This window comes from Polyangium sp. y55x31 (genome assembly GCF_029946505.1).
GTDB lineage: Bacteria > Myxococcota_A > Polyangia > Polyangiales > Polyangiaceae > Polyangium.
On record NZ_JARZHG010000047.1, the window covers coordinates 26,986 to 46,956 of the forward strand.

General features: G+C 70.4%; 13 protein-coding genes. 6 read left to right on the forward strand and 7 right to left on the reverse strand.

The window, feature by feature from the left end:
- Positions 1-82 precede the first annotated feature (82 nt).
- Entirely contained in the window at positions 83-610 is a 528-nt protein-coding gene (locus QHF84_RS44065) for a sigma-70 family RNA polymerase sigma factor (RefSeq protein WP_281319606.1), read from the forward strand.
- Positions 607-2,619, forward strand: a complete 2,013-nt coding sequence (locus QHF84_RS44070; protein WP_281319607.1) for a von Willebrand factor type A domain-containing protein — start codon at positions 607-609, stop codon at positions 2,617-2,619. Before QHF84_RS44065 ends, QHF84_RS44070 begins: the two co-directional genes overlap by 4 nt.
- A gap of 20 nt (positions 2,620-2,639) precedes the next feature.
- Here QHF84_RS44070 and QHF84_RS44075 read toward each other — a convergent pair whose 3' ends face one another.
- From QHF84_RS44075 to QHF84_RS44095, 5 genes are read right to left on the reverse strand one after another with little or no spacing between them, the layout of a single operon-like run.
- A complete protein-coding gene (locus QHF84_RS44075; RefSeq protein WP_281319608.1) occupies positions 2,640-4,358 on the reverse strand; it encodes an ABC transporter permease in 1,719 nt (572 codons plus the stop codon).
- A complete protein-coding gene (locus QHF84_RS44080) occupies positions 4,355-5,578 on the reverse strand; it encodes an ATP-binding cassette domain-containing protein (RefSeq protein ID WP_281319609.1) in 1,224 nt (407 codons plus the stop codon). The genes QHF84_RS44075 and QHF84_RS44080 overlap by 4 nt, the downstream gene beginning before the upstream one ends.
- The gene (locus tag QHF84_RS44085; protein WP_281319610.1) at positions 5,575-7,677 is read right to left on the reverse strand and encodes a hypothetical protein; all 2,103 of its coding nucleotides are present in this window, start codon (positions 7,675-7,677) and stop codon (positions 5,575-5,577) included. Before QHF84_RS44085 ends, QHF84_RS44080 begins: the two co-directional genes overlap by 4 nt.
- Entirely contained in the window at positions 7,674-8,699 is a 1,026-nt protein-coding gene (locus QHF84_RS44090; protein ID WP_281319611.1) for an AAA family ATPase, read from the reverse strand. Before QHF84_RS44090 ends, QHF84_RS44085 begins: the two co-directional genes overlap by 4 nt.
- A 30-nt stretch (positions 8,700-8,729) precedes the next feature.
- Positions 8,730-10,580 (reverse strand): hypothetical protein, encoded by a 1,851-nt coding sequence (locus QHF84_RS44095; protein ID WP_281319612.1) that lies wholly within the window; start codon positions 10,578-10,580, stop codon positions 8,730-8,732.
- Positions 10,581-10,710: 130 nt separating this feature from the next.
- On the opposite strand from QHF84_RS44095, the gene QHF84_RS44100 reads away from it, so the two are divergent.
- From QHF84_RS44100 to QHF84_RS44110, 3 genes are all read left to right on the forward strand, one after another.
- On the forward strand, positions 10,711-14,163 hold the full coding sequence (locus QHF84_RS44100; RefSeq protein ID WP_281319613.1) for a hypothetical protein: 3,453 nt from the start codon (positions 10,711-10,713) through the stop codon (positions 14,161-14,163).
- A 1-nt stretch (position 14,164) separates the two neighbouring features.
- Positions 14,165-14,656, forward strand: coding sequence for a hypothetical protein (locus QHF84_RS44105; RefSeq protein ID WP_281319614.1), 492 nt, complete (start codon positions 14,165-14,167; stop codon positions 14,654-14,656).
- Between the two features lie 302 nt (positions 14,657-14,958).
- Positions 14,959-16,140, forward strand: a complete 1,182-nt coding sequence (locus QHF84_RS44110) for a hypothetical protein (protein WP_281319615.1) — start codon at positions 14,959-14,961, stop codon at positions 16,138-16,140.
- Between the two features lie 274 nt (positions 16,141-16,414).
- Here QHF84_RS44110 and QHF84_RS44115 read toward each other — a convergent pair whose 3' ends face one another.
- On the reverse strand, positions 16,415-16,582 hold the full coding sequence (locus QHF84_RS44115) for a hypothetical protein (RefSeq protein ID WP_281319616.1): 168 nt from the start codon (positions 16,580-16,582) through the stop codon (positions 16,415-16,417).
- 1,116 nt (positions 16,583-17,698) lie between these two features.
- Here QHF84_RS44115 and QHF84_RS44120 point away from each other — a divergent pair.
- Positions 17,699-18,991: a matrixin family metalloprotease gene (locus QHF84_RS44120; protein WP_281319617.1), complete on the forward strand. Its 1,293-nt coding sequence runs from the start codon at positions 17,699-17,701 to the stop codon at positions 18,989-18,991.
- A gap of 43 nt (positions 18,992-19,034) precedes the next feature.
- On the opposite strand, the gene QHF84_RS44125 is transcribed toward QHF84_RS44120, so the two are convergent.
- Positions 19,035-19,772: a hypothetical protein gene (locus tag QHF84_RS44125; RefSeq protein ID WP_281319618.1), complete on the reverse strand. Its 738-nt coding sequence runs from the start codon at positions 19,770-19,772 to the stop codon at positions 19,035-19,037.
- Positions 19,773-19,971: the final 199 nt, after the last annotated feature.

Below are 19,971 nucleotides of genomic sequence, written 5' to 3' on the forward strand. Positions count from 1 at the left end.
CGCCACGCCGCGCCCGTTCATTTTTTCTCTAAGAAACCTCCCGCCCCCCCGTTCTTCGAGCGATCGACGACTCTTCGCGCCCATGCCGAGCGAACCTACGAGCCACTGGGTCCTTCTCGCGCTCTCGCGCTACGAGGCCCCTTTGCTCCGCTACGCCACGGCCATCGTGGGATCCGCCCAGGCAGCCGACGTGGTGCAGGACACGTTCCTGCGCCTGTGCAACCAGGACCAGGCGGCGGTGGAGCCGCACCTCCGGGCCTGGCTCTTCACGGTCTGCCGGAACCGGGCCCTCGATGTTCGGCGCGACAAACGACACGTCGAATCCGTGGCGGAGGTGGACGAGATCATGCCGGACAATCACCCCGGGCCGTCGGAGGCCCTCGAACGCCGCGAGGCGATGCGCCGCGTCCTCGGCGCGCTCGATACCCTGCCGGAGCGGCAACGCGAGGCGGTCCTGCTCAAATTCAGCGGCGACCTGAGCTATCAGGAAATCGCGGAGGTGCTCGGAACGAGCGTTTCGAACGTGGGATTCCTCTTGCATACGGCGCTGCGCGCACTGCGGGAGCACGTGGAGAAGAAGGACCGCGAAACCGAGAGGAGGAGCCGATGACACTCTCGAATGACGATCCGCGCCTGCTCTCGTACGTGCTCGGCGAGCTCGACGAGGCGGAGTCACGCGAAATCGAGGCGGCCATCGACGCGAATCCGGAGATCCGTGCGGAGCTCGACGCCCTGCGGATGACGGCGGAGATGCTGCGCGAAGGTCTCGCGGAGCGCGCGCCGAAGGAGCTCCCGGCAATACAACGAAAGGTGCTGGAGGAGGCCACGCGCGAGGCGGAAAAACCAAAGGTGGCGCCGGTTCGAAGGCGTTTTCTGCGGCCGACGTTGCTCGCGGCGGCCGCGGCCGCGCTCGTCGCCATTTCGCTCGGCGTGATGCAGCAGCGTCGCCAAACGGAAGTCGCGAAGGAGCAAGCGCTGCCGGACTTCGGGACGCCCGAGCCGCAACCGAAGGAAAAGAAGAAGTCGACGGCGCCGCCCCCGAAGGACGACACGAAGATCGACGAGGCGACGCGGCGAGAGGCCCTGAAAATGCTCCAGGAGGAGCGGGCGCGTCAGGGGAGCGAGGTTGCCGCGAGGATCCCGAAGCCCCGCAGGCTCTCCGCGCGATCGAAGCCGAGGGCCGACGAGAACCCGTTCATCTACACGACGAGCATCGCGCGCGCGAGTTTCCCGCTCGACGTGGACACGGCCTCGTATTCGCTCGTCGCGCGGTACTTCCAAGAAGCCGGGCGGAGGCCGCCGTCGAGCCTCGTGCGCGTCGACGAGCTCGTCAATGCATTCCCCTACGAGGACCCGGACCCGGTCGGAGACGCGGCGATCGCCGCCCGGGCCGAGGTCGACACGGCGCCGTGGAACCATTCGAACAGGCTCGTGCGCCTCGCGCTGAAAACAGCGCCGGTCGATCCGTCGATCCGACCCCAGGCAAACTTGGTCTTCGTGATCGACGAATCGCAGGGCTTTGCGAAGGACCCGGACAAACTGCCGCTGCTCCAGGCTGCCTTGCGCAGGCTGGTCTCGCGGCTCGACGATCGGGATCGGCTGACGCTCATCGCGTACGGAGGCGCCTCCGACGAGCCACATCTGCCGCCGACGCCGGGCGACGACAAACCCCGGCTCCTCACCGCCATCGACAAGTTCGCGCCGAGCGGGGCGGGGGGTTCCGGCGGTTCCATGGAGCGGGCCTTCAAGGAGGCGCAGGCGCATTTCGTCGCGGGCGGCGTGAACCGGGTCTTCCTGGCGACGGACGACCATTTCGCAGCCGATCCGGAGCAAGGCCGGCTCACGGCGCTGATCCGCGAAAAGGCGGCTGCGGGCATTTCGCTCTCGACGCTCGGATTCGGTCCGATGGACGGCCCGGTCGGACAAACCTTGAAGGCCCTGGCCGAGGAGGGAAAGGGCAGCTTCGCGCAGATCACGAGCCCGGACGCCGCGCGCAGGGAGCTCGTCGACGTGGCCCTGGGCGCGCGCACGCCGATCGCGAGAGACGTGCGGGTCGAGGTCGATTTCGCTCCTGGGTACGTGCGGTCGTTCCGGCTGATCGGGAACGAGGATCGAACGGGACCGGAGCGCGAGTTCCTGGATGCCTGGAAAGGCCCGGTCGATCTGTACGCCGGGCAAGCGGTGACGGCGCTCTACGAGCTCGAACCCAGGCCCGACGACTCGGGGGGCTCGGAGGCCCCGCCCGTGCCGTACCTCCTCACGCTGCGGGTCCATTACAACGATGCGTCGGGGCAAACCCAGGAGATCGAGGTGCCGCTCCGGGACGAATGGCGTCGGGAGGTGAGCACGGATTTCTACTTCGCCGCGGCGGTGGCGGGGTTTGGCCTGCTCCTGCGCGATTCGCCGTACAAGGGGAACCTGACGCTCGCGGACGTGGTGACCATGGCCAGAAAAAACCTCGGCGCGGATCCCGGCGGGCACAGGGCCCGCTTCGTGAACCTGCTCGAGCTCGTGGAGTTCACGCCCGGGGTTGCAGCGATGCAGGCAGCACCCAAGAAGCCGCCGCGCCGCAAGGGGTCGCTGTGCCCGCCCGGAGATTCGCTCTGCAGCGACCTTTGATCAGGCCGGCGCGCCCTCGCTCAGCCCGCAGCCTGGGGCTCGGGCTCGGCCGGGGGTGCGACGGCCGCAGGTTGCGCCGCCGCGGCGGCCGCCGCTTCCTCCATCGCGCGCACGGCCGCGGCGTCCTCCTCGGCGAGGATGCGATCACTCTCGCCGAGCGCGGCCTCGTGCGCGGCGATGACGCGCCTCACGCGGCTCCGCGCGAGCGCGAAGAACATGAGCCCGAGCAGGCCCCACACCGCCGAAGCGACCACCGCGGCCGCGACGAGCATCTCCTCGCCGCTCGTCTCCACCGCGCCCACCGCGACGAAGACGTAAATCGGCGACGGCGCGGCCACGATGAGCGCGCTGCGACCGGCCGTCGACGCGAAGATGCCCGCGATCGCCGCGACGATCCACGGCCCCACGGCGACGAGGAAATGCACCGCGAGGAGCAAGATGCGCGAGAGCAATGCGGTGCTCGACCGCGCCCGCAAGAACGCGCCGAACCCCACGGAGAACAGGTAAAACGACCCCGCGTAGAGCGCGACGAGTAGGATCTGCTTGCTGTTCTCCGTGGGACTCCCGTTGTTCATCACGGCGATGAGCCCGACCGCGACCGGCAGCAAGAACGCGAACGCGGCCCCGCCGAGCTGCATCATCGACGTGCCGACGATGCCCGGCCCGAGCAGCCTCCGGAGCGGGCCCACGCCCTGCCGATCCCAGTGCAATCGCACGCGCCGCGAGGGCCCGAGCGAGTCGCCGAGGAAGAGGTAGACCGAGCCCACCAGAAAGACGAGGAGCACGCAGATGCCCGCGATGGCAACCGCGGTCTCGTCGTACGAGTCGACCGCGACGATCGGCGCAGCCGTGCACAGCGCGAAGACCGGCGCGGCTACGAGGAACCAGCGCTTGAGGCCCGTCGAGCGATCGTCCGTGATGCTCGTGAGGTTCGCGATCGTGACCTCGTAGAGGAACCACGCAGGCAACGCCGTCGCCACGATCGGCAGGAGGATCAAGCAGAGGACGTACGTGAGGTCGAAGGGCGCGCGCGCGTACGCCGTCGGCAGCCAGACCGGCGGTCCGTCCGGCACGCCGGGCCAGGCGCGATGCGCGGGGATCGAGAGCCCCACGCCGAGCCAGCCGTAGACGTTGAGCGAGACGATCACCGCGCAGATCAACGTGACCACGAGCGCGGCGCGCAGGCTGTTCATCTTCGAGCTCACCGCGAGCCCGAAGGCGACCGCGAGCGCCGCGATGAGGAACAAGAAGCCAAACGCGACGATCGTCTCCGTCGCGGTGACGCCGCCGAACAGGAACGGCAGCGCGCCGACGGGCGCGAGCATCACCACGTACATGCTGATCGACGTGTACGCGGCGAGGAATTTTCCGCGCGCGATCACCGCGGGTCGCAGCCCCGTGAGGATCACGGCTTCCCAGGTGCGCCCTTCGCGCTCCGAGGCGATCGCGTTCGCCGCGACCGCGGGCCCGACGAACGTGACCACGAAGTACGCGAGCGAGAAGAAGACCTGGAAGAGGACGTACCCCGTGGTCGCGGGGCTCTCGTTGATCGAGACGAGGCCGCCGATCGAGGCGATCGCGAGCGTCGCGAGGATCGAGAGCACGCAAAGGATGATCGGCGTGCGCACGAGGCGCGCGGACTGGCGGAGCTCGCGGATCCAGATGGGGTTCGGATCGTCGAGCAGGCGGCGCAGGCGCGAGGCGCCCGCGTTCGGGGCGGTTCCGGTCTGCGCGCTCATTGCACGTCTCCACGCGTGACTTCGAGGAAGATGCGCTCGAGCTCGTTCCTCTCCGGCTCCACGCCCACGATGCCGATGTTGCGGTGCACGAGGTGGGTCACCATCTCCGCGATCTTCGTCTCCGTGCCCTGGTAGCCCACGTGCACGACGCCGCCGAGGACGCTGACCTCGACGATCCCGGGCCCGCCGCGCAGGAAGTACGCAGCGGCCTCGGGATTGCCGAGGACACGCAGCTTCACCCGACGAACGTTCGGCGTGGGCGGGACCGGCGCCGGCACGTGCGGCTGCGGTGGGGCCGCGCTCGCGCTCGGATCGATCGCGGGCACGGGCGCGCCCGCGGCCTCGGGCGAAGCGGGCGCGGCTTGCCCGGGGGGCGTGGGCGCGGGCGTGGGCACGAGCGCGCGCACGCCCGGCGGCACGTACCGCGGCGGCGGCGCGTGGCCGTGGGCCTCGGCCGCGCGGATCGCTTCGAGGCGCGCCGAGATCTCGTGGATCGGACCTGCGACGACGAGGCGGCCACGTTCGAGGATGCCGATCGAGGTGCAGACGTCGCTGAGCTCCGTGAGGATGTGCGACGAGAGGAAGATCGTCTTGCCGAGGCCACGCAGCTCCAGCAAGAGATCGCGGATCTCGATGCGGGCGCGGGGATCGAGATCACTCGCCGGTTCGTCGAGGATGAGCACCTTCGGGTCGTGCAGGAGGATACGCGCGAGCTGAAGCCGTTGCTTCATGCCTTTCGACATCTCGGCGACGAGCCGATCCTGCAGCTTGCCGAGGTCGGTCAGCTCGAGGACCGCGTCGACCACGCTGATCGAGGGCACGCGGAACGAGTCCGCGAAGAACTCGAGGTACTCGCGCACCGTGATGCGATCGTAGACGCCCGCGTGATCCGGCATGTAGCCGATCACCTTGCGCACGGCCTCGGGGTCGAGCGTGACGTCGATCCCGTCGATCTCCACGCGCCCGGCCATGGGCTCGAGCAGCGTGGCCATCACGCGGATCGTCGTGGTCTTTCCGGCGCCGTTCGGCCCGATGAAGCCGAAGATCTCGCCGGCGCCGACGTCGAAGGTCACGTCGCGCAGGACGTCGCGGTTGGCGAAGCGGTGCCAGAGGTGGCGCACGCGGATCGTCGGCGGCGCAGGCACGACCAACGCAGGCGGCTCGACCGCGGTCGCCGGCGATCGCTCCCAGGCGGGCGGCGTCTCGACGGGCTCGCTCACGGCCGACCTCCGTATCCGACGATCCGCACGAGCAGCCGATCTCGTTCGAGCTTGAGGCCCGCGTCCGAGGTCTTGCCCTCGCCTCCGTCGAGCTGACCGAGGAGCACCGGCACGTCCTCGGGGAACCAGTCCACGAGCCCGCCCGCGCTGTTCTCGACGGCGATCCATGCGTCGCTGAGCCCGGGCGCGTCGGCGTTGATCAAGGTGCCCAGGTAGTGCCCGGCGAGCGGATGAAGATCCAGACCTCCCGCGCGCCGCGTGCCGCCGATCTGCCGGACCCAGGTCGTCCCCTGGGGCGACGCCTTCACGTCCTTGCCCGCGCTCGCGAGCACCCGCTCGCCGTCCTTGATCGTCGGGAAATACCGCGGCTGAAGCCCCGGCAAGACGAGCACGGCGGCGCGCAGATCGTGGCCGCTCCGGTTCGTCACGGCCGTGTCCTTGTCGCCCTCGCGCACGATCGAGATCCCCTCGCCCACGTCGGCGAACCCGTCCTCGCGCACGACCACGGTTTGCCAGGGCAGGATCGCGAGATCGACGAGGCGCGCGCCGTCGCGATCGACGAGCATGTGATCGTCGATCGTCGCGGGCGCGGCCACGACCGCGGTGGTGACCACGCTCGACCCGTCGCTCGTGCGAACGGTGAGATCCTTCGATCGCGGCGTGAAGAAGCCGCGCCACCGCCGCGCCGTGCCCTTCGTCATGCCCGCGCCCGCCTCGACGAGCGTGAGGTGGCGCGACCGGCCCGTGAGGCCCTTCGCGACGAGGCCGAGGAGCACGACCGCGAAAAACGCGATCGCCGAAAGGATCGGCAACCACACGAGCGCGCGCAGCGGTTTGCCCTTGTTCGCGTGCATCGTGAAGTTCACGGGCCCCGCGAGGACCGCGTAGACGATGAGCAGCAGCGCGGCGACCGCGATCCCCCAGCGCGAGCTCTCGTTCGGATCGAGCTCCTGCCGCACGCGATCGAGATCCACGGTGCCGGGCGAGCCGCCTTGGCGGTAGACGATCGAGCTCTTTCGATCGAAGGCCTTGCGCGTGAGATCGAGCACGCGCGCCTGCGCCCAAGGGTCGTCCACCGCGGGCTTGCGCGTGGGATCGAAGGCGAGCAGGTGAACCTCGCCGAGCCCGTACGTCGCGGACGCGCCGTAGCGGCTGCCGCGCAGGTTGCCGCCGGAGAAACCGGCGAGCGTCTTTGCGACCTCCTCGCTCGCCGCCTCGGCGAAGGGGATCGTCTTCGTGGCGTTCGAGGGCGCCGAAGGAAGGACGAGCTCCCGGAGCGTCTCGGAGTGCACCGACGTCTGCGTGATCTCGCCGCCCGCGAACGCGGCGAGGATCGGGCTCCGGATGTCCTCGGGGCGCGCGAGCGCGACGGCCAGCGTGCCGCCGGCAAGCACGTAGCCGCTCAGCGCTTCGAGCTCGGCCGCGCCGATCTTCACGAGCGTGTCCGAGCGCATGAGCACGGCCGACGCAGGCGCGTAGAGCGCCGCGCGATCGGGCAGGATCGGATCCCCCGTCGCCGGATCGAAGCGCGGCGCGCCCACCTTGAGCTGCGGCCCCGCGCCATACGCGCCGTAGCCACCCCAGGGCGAGAACAGCGGCGAGATCGCGGCGTCGTGCAACGCGCCCTTGATCCGCGACGTCTCGCTCACGTCGAGCAGGAAAACCTCCTGCATGTTCGTCACGGCCGCCGTGTGCGAGCCGAGCACCGTGCCCGCGTCGTCCCGCGCGACGACGGTGGTCTCGCCGTACACGCTTCCGTGTGTCGGCAACCGGACGATCACGCTCGTCCCCGCGCCGACGACGAACGGCGCCGTCGCGCGGAAGCGCATCTGGTCCGAGTGCAGCCGGGAGAGGACCTCGACCTCGCCCCGCAGCGGCTTCGCCTCGTTGTTCTGCACCCGCACGAGGAACCCGCTCCAGCCCGCGGGCGTCGGCGAGGTCGAGCCGAGCAGCGGCGCGACCTCGAAGGACACGTTCGCTCGCCCCGGCGGGGGCACCTCCGCGATGGACGTGGCGGCGAGGTTCGGCGCAGGTTCGGCGTGCGTCGCGACCGGCGCGAGCGCGAGGATCGGGACCAGGGACAGCGCGCGGAGCCTCATCGACGGATCGCCTGCTCCACGCTCTCCGGCCGGGCGGGCACGCTCTCCACGAGCGCGTCGACCACCTGATCGGTCGTGATCCCGTCGGCCTCGCCCTCGAACGAACGGATGAGGCGATGGCGCAGGACGGGCTTGGCCACGCGCTGCACGTCGCCGAACGAGACGTGCGCGCGGCCTTCGAGCACGCTCACGGCCTTGGCCGCGAGCACGAGCGACTGCGCGCCGCGCACGCCCGCGCCGTAGCGGATCGCGCGCTTCACGAGGTCGGGCGCGCCTTGCGTCGTGGGATCACTCGCGCGGACGAGACGCGAAGCGAAGCGCATGATCGGCTCGGCCACGGCGACGTCGCGGCACGCCGAGCGGATCGCGAGCACCTCGTCGCGATCGAGCACGCGCGGCGGCGCGTCCTTCGGTTGCCCCGTCGTACGCGCGAGGATCTCGGTCATCTCGTCCTCGGTCGGGCTCGGCACCATCACTTTGAGCAGAAACCGATCGAGCTGCGCTTCCGGCAGCGGGTACGTCCCTTCCATCTCGATCGGGTTCTCCGTGGCGAGCACGAAGAACGGCTCTTCCATCGCGTGCCGCACGCCGCCGATCGTGCACGCGTGCTCCTGCATCGCCTCGAGCAGCGAGCTCTGCGTCTTCGGCGTCGCGCGGTTGATCTCGTCCGCGAGCACGACCTGCCCGAAGATCGGCCCCTTGTGCAGGGCGAAGTGCCTCGAACCGTCGGCCGAGGTCACGAGGATGTTCGTGCCCGTCACGTCGCTCGGCATGAGGTCGGGCGTGAACTGGATGCGTGAAAATTTCAGGTCGAGGCAGCTCGCGATCGTGCGCACGAGCAGCGTCTTGCCGAGCCCCGGCGCGCCTTCGAGCAGCACGTGCCCGCCGGCCACGAGGCCCCAGAGCGCCTGCTCCACGACCTCGCCCTGGCCCACGATCACCTGCCCGATCGCGTCCTTGAGGCGCGCGCTCGCCTCGCGGGCTCGATCGAGCCTCTTCTGAAAGTCGCCCGTCGTCGTCATGCAGCGCGAGAGCGTACTCGCGCTCTGCCGTCACTTGGGCTGGAAATAGCGCCCGACCTGCTCGCGGTACTCCTCGGGCACGTCGCTCCGCTCGATCGCCCCGAGCTCCCCTGCCGCGGCCTGCCCGAGCGCGCCCGTCCCCTGGATGTTCGCCGTTTCACCCGCTCGCCCCGAAGTCCGTCCCATGACGAGCCCGGGCATGGGCTTGCCCTTGTTGATCGGGCCGGTCGCGCGGGCCTTCACGCCCTGGCCGTCGACCACGCCGGTCTGGCCCTTGTGATCACCCGGCCCGCCGCCCTCGCTATGACCGGCGTACGGCTGCCCGTCGTCCTTGCCGCCCGATCCGGGGCTCCCGTTGTTCCCGCCGGGCTTCTCGCCGGCCTTGTTCCCGGGCTGTTTCCCCGGCCCTTGCCCCGGTACGGGCACCGGCATCGGCGCGCCGAGCTGCCCTTCGGCCTCCCCCAGGCCCTTCTGCGCATCTTCCAGCCGCTTCTGCCGCTCGCCCTCTTCGCTGCCCTCGGGCTCGGGCTCGGCCATCTTCTTGAGCTCCTCGGCGAGCCGCTTCTGGCCCTCCTCCGATTCGAGCTCCTCGGCGAGCTCCTGGAGCTGCTCCTTGCTCGGCCCCTCGCCCGGCGCCTCCTCGCCGTTCATCTCGGCGGCGCGCTTCTTCATGTTCTCGGCGAGCCGCTTGCGCTCCTCGGGCGTGAGCTTGCCGAGCGCCTCTTCGAGCTTCTCCGCGAGCTTCTGCTGCTCTTTTCCGCCGCCCTTGCCGCTGTCGAGATCCTTCAGCGCTTCCTTTGCGTCCTCGGACAATCCCTCGCCGAGGGCCTTGCCGAGCTCCTTCAGCTTCTCGTTCTTCTTGGCCATCTCTTCGAGGCGCTTCTTCTGCTCCTCGAGCGCCTTCGCCACGTCGGGCGCGTTTTGCTTGCGCGCGGCCTCCGCGGCCTCTTCGAGCGTCTTCTTCGCGCGGTCGCGGTCCTCTTTTTCGAGCTTGTTCGCGAGGTTCTCCATCGCGTCGTCGAACGAGACGAGATCCCGATCCCCGAGCGCCTTCGCCGCGTCCTTGAGGTCGGGGTTCTCCGCGAGCTTGCCGAGCGCGCTCTCCAGGCCCTGACGCTGCTCGCCGTCGCCGAGCGAGAGCCGCTCGGCCGTGATCGCGTCCTTGAGCTTTCCGATCTCGGCCTGCGCCTCGCGCTTCTCCATGCCCTGACGAAGCTTTTCGCGCAGCTTCTTCGCGTCCTCGGCGATCTTGTCGAGCCGCTTTCTCTGGGCGTCGTCGCGCGCGTTCGTGTTCGCGAGGTCGATGATCTTGTCGAGCCCCTTGATGTCCGCGAGCTTGACCTGCTCGGCGCCGGGCGGAGGCGCGGGCGGCGGCGGGAGCGCGGGCAGCGGGATCAACGACACGTAGCCGATCGCCGCGAGCCCGAGCGGGATCGCCAGGTGATGCGCCCGAACGAACCGCGGGCGCGCGTCCTTCGGGTTCGCTTTTTCGAGCACCGTCGTCGCTTGCGAGAGCACGACCGCGCGCGCCGGATCGTCCCGCTCGTCCTCGCGATCGAGCTCGATCGCCGTGGAGATCGACTCCTTGCCGCCGAGGCGCCCATCGAGGAACAGCGCGACCTCTTCATCCCGCCAGCGCCTGCGCCGGGCCACGATCGCGCCGGCCACCGCGCCGATCGCGCCGCCCGCGGCCATCCACGGCCGGAGCGCCCCGTGCCGCGTCTGCCACGCCGCAGCCGCCGCGCCTGCGCCGAGCACGAGCCCGATCGCCGCGCCCGAGAGCATCCGCTCGAGCGCGAGGCGCCGCCGCACGCGACCGGAAAAACTCCGGAACGCGTCGCGGAAGGAGCGATCCGTGGGGGAAGGCGGGCGCTTGCTCATGGCAGCTTACTTTTACCTTTTGCCAGGCTGCGGCGCCACGGCGGCGAGGATCCGGTTTTTCGTCCCTCGCCGAGCGAGCCGCCCCCCGTGGTAGGCTTCGCGCGCTCGCCCCGCGGCGCGCTCGATTTCCATGGAGACGACCCTCGGCTTCCCCACTCCTCCGGACGCCCACGTCGAGCACGGCGTGGCGCTCTTCGGCCCGAGCGAGTTCGAAGGCGGCGCGCTCGCCGCAGGCCGCCCCTTCCAGGAAGCGCTGCCCTTCGGCGGGCGCGCCGAGATCCTCGCGGCCCTCGTCGACTTCGCGAGCGCGCGTGGCCCGGCCCGCGTCGCCGTGCTCCCGGGACGCTGCGGCTCCGGCAAGACGAGCCTGCTCTCCGCGCTCGCCGATGCCCTCGCCGCGCAGCGGGTCGGCACGATGCTCCGCTTCGCCACCGACGTCGCCGCCGCCGGCGCGCCGACCACCACGCGCCTGCCGCCCGGCCCGTGCGTGCTCGTGATCGACGACGCGGGCCGCAAAGCCGCGCCCGCGACGCTCCTGCCCATGGCGCTCGATCGCCGCGACGTGCGCTTCGTGCTGACGACACGCCCCGCGGGCCTGCCGCGCCTCTCGGCGCTCTTCGCGCAGGTCGGGCTCTCGTCGGACGTCGTGCGTGTGCTGCCCGAGCTCGGCCCGCTCTCGCCGAGCGAGGCCGAGGCGACGGCGCGGCACGCGCTCGGCGAAGACGCGGGCGAGCACGCGGCGCGCCTCGCCGAGCTCGCCGAGGGGCATCCGTTCGTGATCGCGCTCTCTGGCCGGCTCATGCGCGAAGGCGCCATCCATCCGGTCGCGCTCGGCAAGGGCGAGCTCGCGGCCTGCGCGCTCGATCGTGGGCACGAACTCTTGCTCCTCCGCTCGGCCGCCGCGGGGGACCCAAAACTCCTCGCCGGCGTGCTCGCGCTCGTCGCGCTCCTCGCGCCGGTGCGCACCTCGGACGAGCGTTTCCTCCAGGGCGCGGGGGATCTGCTCGGCTGTCGCCGTCGTGATCTCGTCTCGGCCCTCCGCGCGCTCGAAGCGGCGGGCGTCGTCGATCGGGGCCCGCACGGCGCGCGCGTGGTCCCGGGCGCCCTCTCGGATCACGCGCTCCACCGCGCCCTCGTCGGCCCCGTGGCCACGGGCAACCTCGCGGGCTCGCTCGACGATCGCGTGCGCGCGCTGGAAGAGCGCTTCGGCGCCCACGCCGTCGTCCCGCTCATCCGCAACGCCGGCGAGCTCGACGGCCCCTCCATCCCCGACGGCGCGACCGGCGAGATCGTCACGTCCCTCTTCCGCCACGTCCGCGCGAGCGTCGAGGCGGCCTCGGCGGCCGATCGATGCCGCCTGCTCGCCGGCCTGCGCGAGCTCTCCTCGGATCACCCCGCCGCGATGCTCGACCTCGCCGCGGCGGTCCTTCGTACGCCTGCGCAGACCGAGTCCGCGCGGGGCCCGGGCGCGCTCTTCTCCGCCGCGTCCGTCCTCTACGAGCTGCCCGCGATCCTGCGCCGCGTGGGCCTGCACCTCGCACACCTGCCGCGCGCCGCCGACCTCCTCTGGGAGCTCGGCCGCGACGATCTCCGCCTCCAGAGCCCGCACCCCGACCATCCCATGCGCGTCCTCCGCGAGCTCGCCTCGCGCTCCTCCGCGCGCCCGCTCGGCGTCCACGAGGCCTTGCTCGACGCCGTCGATCGCTGGCTCGGCGCGGACGACGCGCACGACCACAAGCACTCGCCGCTCGACGTGATCGACACCTTCCTCTCGGAAGGCGCCATCGATGCCGGCCCGTCCGACGAGCGCCGCCGCGGCCTCCGGAAGCAGGCCCTCGCCGCGCTCGCCGGCTGCGCGCGCTCCTCGAAACGAAGCGCGGCCCTCTCGGGTGTCGGCGGCCTCGAGCGGGTCCTCTCCGACGGCTCCGGCGGCTCGCTCGGCGATCGGATGGAGCCTGGGTGGCGCGACGAGGAGCGGCTCGACATCCTCGCGATGCTCGGCGCCGCCGCGACGAATTCCGGCGACCCGCTCGTCCATTTCGCCGTCGCCGACGCCCTTCGCCGCGCGGCCCGGCGCGCGAGCTCCCCCGAGGTCCGCGCTGCGGCCGAGATGGCCCTCGCCGACGTCCCGACCTCGACGGAGCGCAGGCTCTACGAGGCGCTCACGCAACGCTCGCCCGCGCAGCGCGGCTTGATCGACATGCCCGCCAGCGAGATCCCGGGCTCGGGCGAGATCGATCGCGGCGGAGCGGAGCGCCGCTCGGCGGACGCGTGTCGCGCCGTCGTCGACGAGATGCTCGCCGACGGCCGCCCGCCTGCGCAGACGGCCGAGTGGCTCGGCGCGGCGCTCGAAGCCCTCGCGCTCGCGGGCAAATCCGGCTCGCCTCGCCTCCTCTTGCACGTCCTCTCCCGCATGCACCCGGCATCGGCGGCGGCCGTCTGCGAGGCCGTCATGGGCGCGCCGGAGAGCCCGCTCGGACCCCACGTCGCCTCCTTGCTCCACGCGCTCCGCGACGCCGCGCCCGAGCGCGCCGAGTCCCTCGTCGGCAGCATCGTCGCGGGCGGCAACGCCACGCTTTGCGCCTCGCTCGCGCAGGTCTTCCATCGCTGGGTCGAAAAGCCCCTGCCGGGCGATCGCGAGGCGCTCCGGCACCTCCTCGGCCACCGGGACGGCTTCGTCCGCCGCGCGGCGCTCGGGGCGCTCCGCACCCTGGCCAAATCCTCCCCGCGCGACGCGGTCGAGCTCGCGGTCGGCGTCGACCTCTCCGAGGGCCCCGAGGTCGCCGAGGCCCTCTTCGGCGCGCTCGACGCGGGTGGCCTCTTCTCCGAGGGCGCGCTCTCCGAGGAGGAGATCATCCTCTTCCTCACGCGCCTCGGCGCGGCTCGCAGCCTCGACGGCCACTCCACGATGCGCTTCCTCCACCACGCCGGCAAGCGCATGCCCGAGGACGTCACGGGCCTCTTCATCGAGCGCATCGCGCGCGCCGCGTCTGGCATCGTCGCGGGGGCCGAGGAGTACGAGCCGCTCCCGCCGGAGGGCCTCGCGGCGATCCTCTCGGGCCTCTCGCGCTCGCCGGAGTGGCTCTCGCTCCTGCGCCGCATCCGCCACCTCGCGCGGGCCCGCATCGGCTGGGTCCGTTTCCATGCCGCGCGCCTCTTCCACGACGCCTCGCGCTCGTTTGCGTTGCCGACGGTCGAGGTCCTCTCCGAGTGGGTGCAGGACGGCGGCGAGAGCGAGCTCGAAGCGATCTCCGCGCTCCTCGAAGAGGCGCCGCCCACCTTCCTCTTCGCGCACCTCGAGCTCGTCGCCACGCTCCTCAGGCGCGCGCACGCGACGGGTGAAGGTTGCTTCGAGCGGGTCCGGAGCGCGCTCTTCTCGGTCGTCACGGGCCAGGCGCGACCTCGCTCGGGCGCGCGGGCGGATCGCAGCGAGACGCTCCTCCGTTCGCAGGCCCGGGAAGCCGCCTCCCGATTGCCTCCGAAATCCCCCGAGCAAAAGTTCTTCGAATCGGTCGCCAAGCACGCGGAGGCGCTCCTCGCCGAGGAGGACGCCGGCCAGGACGACGAGCTCTTCGATCTCTGAAATGCGATCCCTGCCCTTTTTCCTGGCCACGCTCCTGCTCCCCTCGATCGCCTGGGCCGAACCGCCCGCGGCGCCCGCGCCCGCGCCTCCGCCGGCCCCGACCGCGCCGCCGGAGCCTCCGCCGGCCCCGTTCTGGACCGGTCCTCGGATTGCGGCGTCTTTCGTCGTGGGGGCGGGCCTCGGCGCGATCGTGGCGGGCGGCGTGTATGCGGCGCGCTCGGACGAGGCGAGCGCGGCGACGAAGCAGCATTGCCTCACGTCGGATCTGGACAAGTGCGACGCGGAGGGGTATTCGCTCCGCGCGAAGGCGACGGCCGACGGGCGGGTCGCGACCACGGCGCTCGGCGTGGGCGCGGCGGGTGTATTTCTCGGATTGGTGCTCGCGTGGGTCAATCCCGAGACGCATTCTTCGCAGCCGGCGCCTGCGAAGGTCGCCATTGCACCCCTTTTGAGCGGGGAGCAGCAGGGAATCGTGGTGTTGGGTCGGTTCTGATCGGAGAACGCTGGCCGTCATGACCTGCTTCGGCGGGCAGCTGGGGTGGGCTCGACACATGCCACGACGCGCCTGTCCGTCCGGCACATCCTCCGGCGCAGCTTGGCGCAAGCATTGGAGATTCCGGGGGCGCCCCGTTCACCTGCCGAGCCGCCCGATCCCCCACGTTTCCGTGATGCCTCCCGACGAAAAGTTGCTGTGATTCCGCGGTGGTGCGGAGTTTGCCAAGGGCACGCCGCACCGCGCCCCGTGGTCGGCCACGGGTCCCGACGGCGGGGCAAACCTTGGAGCTCATCGACAACATGCAATCTCGCAATCGCGTTCTTCTCGCCAGCCTTCTCCTCACGTCCCTCATGGCCTATGGCTGCACGGAGACCAACAACGGCGGCTCCGGCGGCTCCGGTGGTGTCGGCGGCTCCGGCGGCGCGGGTGGCGTCGGCGGCGTCGGCGGCGCCGGTGGTTCCGGCGGCTCCGGTGGTTCCGGCGGCGCGGGTGGCTCCGGTGGTTCCGGCGGCGCGGGCGGCGGTGGCCCCGCTTGCGCCAATTTCAATGGCACCTACGTCGTGACGGAGCAGGCCCCGTGCGCCATGGGGGCGCTGCTCAAGAGCACATGCGTCGCGCAAACCGGCTGCACACTCACCGTCTCCACCAACATGGGCGTGATGACCGGCACCGTGGACGGGGATGTCGCCACCTTCTCGGGCGAGCTCTCCCACCTCCCCACGAAGTTTCCCTACGAATGCACCGCCAAGCTCGAGAACGGCAGCCTGGCGCTGAATTGCACCGTCACCACGACGGGCAGCACCTGCGCCATCGCGCTCCCCGAGCAGGCCCTCCCGGCCGGCGCCACGAGCGCCTGCTGCGACCTCGTGGGACAGAACTGCGGCGCCGGCAGCGAATGCACGCTGGTCGACCCCGCGGGTGAAAAGAAGACCTATTTCTCGGTGTGCGAGGCCGTGGGCGGCGCCGTCGCGGAGGGCGCCGCGTGCACGCGGACCGCCTTCGGCGAAGACAACTGCGCCCCGGGCCTGCTCTGCACCGACGACGCCAAGGCGCCGAACAACTTCGCCTGCCGGGAGTACTGCGCCAAGGCGAGTGATTGCGACGCCGGCGAGCTCTGCCTCGCCTACTGGACCGGTTCGCCCCTGGCCGGCGTCTGCATCCCGACGTGTACGCCCTTCGGCAATGGCTGCGAGGCGGGCTCGACGTGTCGCGACCGCAATTCCCTCACGAACGACGGAATCGTGGACACCTCCGGCGCCGGCGGCTTCGCGTGTGGCCACGCCGGCCCCGTGCCCGTCGGCGGGATCTGCAAATTGGACGCCGATTGCGGCGTGAATGCCCGGTGCGGCGTCGACTTCTCCCAGGCCGACGGCAACAAACGCTGCGTCGCCTATTGCGACAACGCACACGCCTGTTCCGGGGGGAAGTCCTGCTCCCCGTACTCCATCCCCGGCTACATGGACTTCGGCGAGTGCCAGTAGTGGCGAGGGGGAGGCTTTTGCTGGAGCAAAAGCCTCCCCTGTCGGGGATGGGGGAATTCAGCCTGTGGACGCGGCGGCTTCGGACTCGGCCGTGTCCTCAGCGCCTTCCGCGGCGGCTGCGCGGAAGAACGACTCGACCCAGGACTTCGGGTATTTGTTCGCCACGGCGATCTTGAGCAGCTCCGCGTAGACGGTGGTGCGCAGGGCGTTGACGCCCTCCTTCCATTCCTCGGTCTCCGATCTCGGGCAGAATGACGTCGCGCGTCTTCTCGCATTACACCCGGAGCCCCTTGCGGACGAACTGCCCCGGCGTCGTATCCCCGAAGAGCTTGCCGAGCAGCGGTGCGGCGAAGGCACGCGTGGCCGCGGCGAAACGTGTGGTCAGCGCATCGAGCCGCTCGTTCCGCACGGCGACCACGGCCTCGGCGCGGATGGGGAGCACGAGTTCGACGGCGCGCGCGGCATGACAATCGCCAACACGCTCAGATGCATCGGTCCTCTTCGCCCCAATCGCCCGACACGCAGGCGGCTGGGCACGTGACACTCTGCACCACCTGGCCGTCCCTGCAAATGTAGAGCAGCTTGGAATTCGTCGAACCCAGAGCTGTGGCGCAGACGGCCCCCTCGTAGTCGCACGATCGGATCGGAACCGCCTCTTGAACCGAGCCGATATGGGTATCGTCCCCAGCATTTCCAGATTCGAACGACGATGTGCAGCTCGCTGCGAACAGCGCTGTCAGGGCCGAAGCGGCCAACACAAGGCTTCGCGATGCTTTCATGTCCCCTTGCTCCTTCCGGGCGCAGTGCTGCGCCAATGAGGGATCCGCCCGCCGGCGACCGTATCTTGCACCGAGCCAGCTCTACCAATTACATTGTGAACGGCGCGCGTACGTCAACTACGGCCGAGCGCGCAACTCGAGGGGCGGCTGGCGACCTGAGAAACACATCGCCTTCCATGCAAATCATCGCCGTTCTCGGATCGGCGCGGGCTCGATGGTCGTGACCCCGGGGGCGGGGCGCTCGATGATGTGGTTCGTCTGGAACCTGCATGCCTGCCAGGACCTCGCGGAAGCGCTCGCCTTCCCCAGCTCCGGCGCGTGAACCGTCAAGTTTCGGCCTCACCTCCCCCCGCCCACGCCCCGCGCCGCCCCGGATCACCCCCGCCCTCCCGCGCGCGCGCCCTGCGCCCGCCCACCTCATTCCGATCCACCCCCGCGCACGCCGTGACCTCACCTTGTCGACGCCTCACCTTCCCCCGAGCGCGCCCCGTCCTGCCCTGAACCGCCCTCACCAGCCCGCTTCACGGCGCGTCCTGACCTGATCGACGCCCCACCACGCGCTTTCGCGAGAGGACGGCCCCCCCGTTGGCGGTTCCCACCTCCATGCCTGGAGGCTGGCACCGCCAAGTCTCGACGCGCCCCGCCACGGCGGCCCCGGCACCCAAACCGAAAACCCCCATTCCTTCCGACAACTTACACCCACCACACCCGCACCCCGCCGGGCTGGCATGCCTGATGCGATAGGGGTCGGCATCCCTCGCATACGGAGAATGAATCCCATGGCCTCGACGAACCGCTTCGACTCCTGCTTCGCACTGCTGCTCGCGCCTCTCGCCCTCGCCGCTTCGACGACCCTCGTGGGATGCGTGGGCGACGACGTCACGACGCTCGGCGACGACGCGGCCCTCGATTCCGAGGCCTCGGCGGGCTTCGGGCTCGGCGCGCAGGGCAAGGACGTCCGCGCGGTCTACGAGTACCTGCGCAAGTACGGTTATTATCAGAACGAGGAGCTCGCCGAGCATTACCCCGACTGGAGCCCCGCCGTCTCGCGCGAGCCGGCCGATCCGGAGCTCTTCGACGAGGCCCTCGAAGAAGGCGTGCGCCTCTACCAGGCCCAGCACGGCCTGCCCGTGACCGGCGTCGTCGACGCCGAGATGCAGCGAATCATGCAGATGCCGCGCTGCAGCCACCCCGATTATTACGATCCCCCGAGCGTCGTGCCGACCCTCGACATCGACAACCCCTACACCGCATTCGGCGGGACCTGGTCGTCCACGGCCCTCACCTATCGATTCGCGAATTACACCTCGGACTTCAGCCAGGCCTCCGTCCGCTCCGCCATCCAGAACGCGCTCTTCTCGTGGACCTCGTCCTCGAGCTTCAGCTTCTCCGAGGTGAGCTCGGGCGAGAACATTTCGTTCGGGTTCTACACGGGCAGCCATGGCTGCACCGATGCATTCGACGGCTCGTCCGGCGTCCTCGCCCACGCCTATTCGCCGGGCGGCGGCCTCGGAGGCGACGTGCATTTCGATGACGCCGAGGGCTGGTCGTCCGGGTTCCTCGAGACCGTCGCCCTGCACGAGGTCGGGCACTCCCTCGGCCTCGGCCATTCGAGCGTCTCGGGCGCGACCATGTACGCGTATTACAGCGGGGTCGACACCTCGCTCGCGGACGACGATCGCGCGGGCATCTGGTCTCGTTATGCCTCGTATGCGTCGCCGTCGGGCTGCGGCTCGCTTTCTTCGGGCCAGGGGCTCGGGGCGGAGCAATCGGTCTGGTCGTGCGACGGCCGCTTCCAGCTCAAGTTCCAGGGCGACGGCAACCTCGTGCTCTACCAGGGCGGCAGCGCGCTCTGGGCCTCGGGCACGAATGGAAAGGGCGGCGACCGCGCGATCATGCAGGAGGACGGCAACCTCGTCATCTACAAGTCCACGGGCCAGCCCGTGTGGGCCTCGGGCACGGCCGGGTCGTCAAATTATTATGCCAACCTCGCCGTGCAGAACGACGGCAACGTCGTGATCTATCGGACCGGCGGCGGCGTGGCCTGGGCCAGCAATACCTGCTGCCATTGAGGGAGGCGATACCGGCGGCGCCCCCCCGGGTCGCCGCCGCGCCTCAGAGCTCGATCGACAGCGCGCCGATCTCGGCGCGCCCGACCACGATGCCGGGGGCGGGGATGACGCCCGTGTTCTCGCACGAGCCGATGTTCTCGGGCGAGTACGAGCATACGGAGGTCTCCCAGCAGCAGATCTTCTGCGCCTTGGCGCCCACCACGAGCCGGACGGCGGACCGATTCACGAGGGCCGGCATCGTCTGGCCATAGACCTCCATGGCCTCGCAATAAAAGTTGTTCGTCAGCCCGATCCGCTTCCAGTTGCCTTTGTAGCTCAACGTCGCGTCGTGCGTATAGAGGCTCTGCGGCGTGGCCTTCGAATAAATCGCGATGCTCGCCGTGGTCGCCTTGCAGAGGTCCTCGCTCTGCGGCCACCCGATGATGCTCGCGTCGGGGTTCGAGACGAGGTGCGTCGCGCTCGGGACGACCGAATACGTCGAGCTCCCGGATGCCACGAAGTCCGCAATGTACCCGACGCAGCCCGGATGCGACGCGTCCGTGGGCCAAGCCTGATTGGAAGAGACGCCGTGGGTCCCGGAGGTGAGCGTCAAGGTGGCGTCCGCGGGTACGGACCTGCAAGGCTCGAGCTCGGGGGGGTCGTCGAGATCCGTGGTCGACAAGGCAGCCGCCTCGTCCAATGCGGCGAGCGCGTCATTCGTGTCGTCGTCCGGAGCCGTGACGCACCCCCACGAGAGGAGGGTGGTCGCGAGAATCGAAGCGGCGGAGAGATGTCGGATCATGAAATTGTTTCCTCCGGGGAAAGCCGAGGGCTCCCGATTGAAGACGTGCAGCGCGGCGCCCCAGCTCCTCCTTTGGCGAGCCCGCCGTCCGCGACACCCGAGCCCATTGCAGCGCCCGTGCCACCCGATTCACACGCGAAATCCCGCCCAAAACCGCACGTCTCGTCGATCGGGATCCGGCGCGACGGGCTCCTCTGCA

Bases quoted from the DNA above. Each gene is read 5' to 3' on its own strand.
- QHF84_RS44065 (WP_281319606.1), top strand. From the start codon at position 83: ATGCCGAGCGAACCTACGAGCCACTGGGTCCTTCTCGCGCTCTCGCGC.
- QHF84_RS44070 (WP_281319607.1), top strand. From the start codon at position 607: ATGACACTCTCGAATGACGATCCGCGCCTGCTCTCGTACGTGCTCGGC.
- QHF84_RS44075 (WP_281319608.1), bottom strand. From the start codon at position 4,358: ATGAGCGCGCAGACCGGAACCGCCCCGAACGCGGGCGCCTCGCGCCTG.
- QHF84_RS44085 (WP_281319610.1), bottom strand. From the start codon at position 7,677: ATGAGGCTCCGCGCGCTGTCCCTGGTCCCGATCCTCGCGCTCGCGCCG.
- QHF84_RS44090 (WP_281319611.1), bottom strand. From the start codon at position 8,699: ATGACGACGACGGGCGACTTTCAGAAGAGGCTCGATCGAGCCCGCGAG.
- QHF84_RS44095 (WP_281319612.1), bottom strand. From the start codon at position 10,580: ATGAGCAAGCGCCCGCCTTCCCCCACGGATCGCTCCTTCCGCGACGCG.
- QHF84_RS44100 (WP_281319613.1), top strand. From the start codon at position 10,711: ATGGAGACGACCCTCGGCTTCCCCACTCCTCCGGACGCCCACGTCGAG.
- QHF84_RS44105 (WP_281319614.1), top strand. From the start codon at position 14,165: ATGCGATCCCTGCCCTTTTTCCTGGCCACGCTCCTGCTCCCCTCGATC.
- QHF84_RS44110 (WP_281319615.1), top strand. From the start codon at position 14,959: ATGCAATCTCGCAATCGCGTTCTTCTCGCCAGCCTTCTCCTCACGTCC.
- QHF84_RS44120 (WP_281319617.1), top strand. From the start codon at position 17,699: ATGGCCTCGACGAACCGCTTCGACTCCTGCTTCGCACTGCTGCTCGCG.
- QHF84_RS44125 (WP_281319618.1), bottom strand. From the start codon at position 19,772: ATGATCCGACATCTCTCCGCCGCTTCGATTCTCGCGACCACCCTCCTC.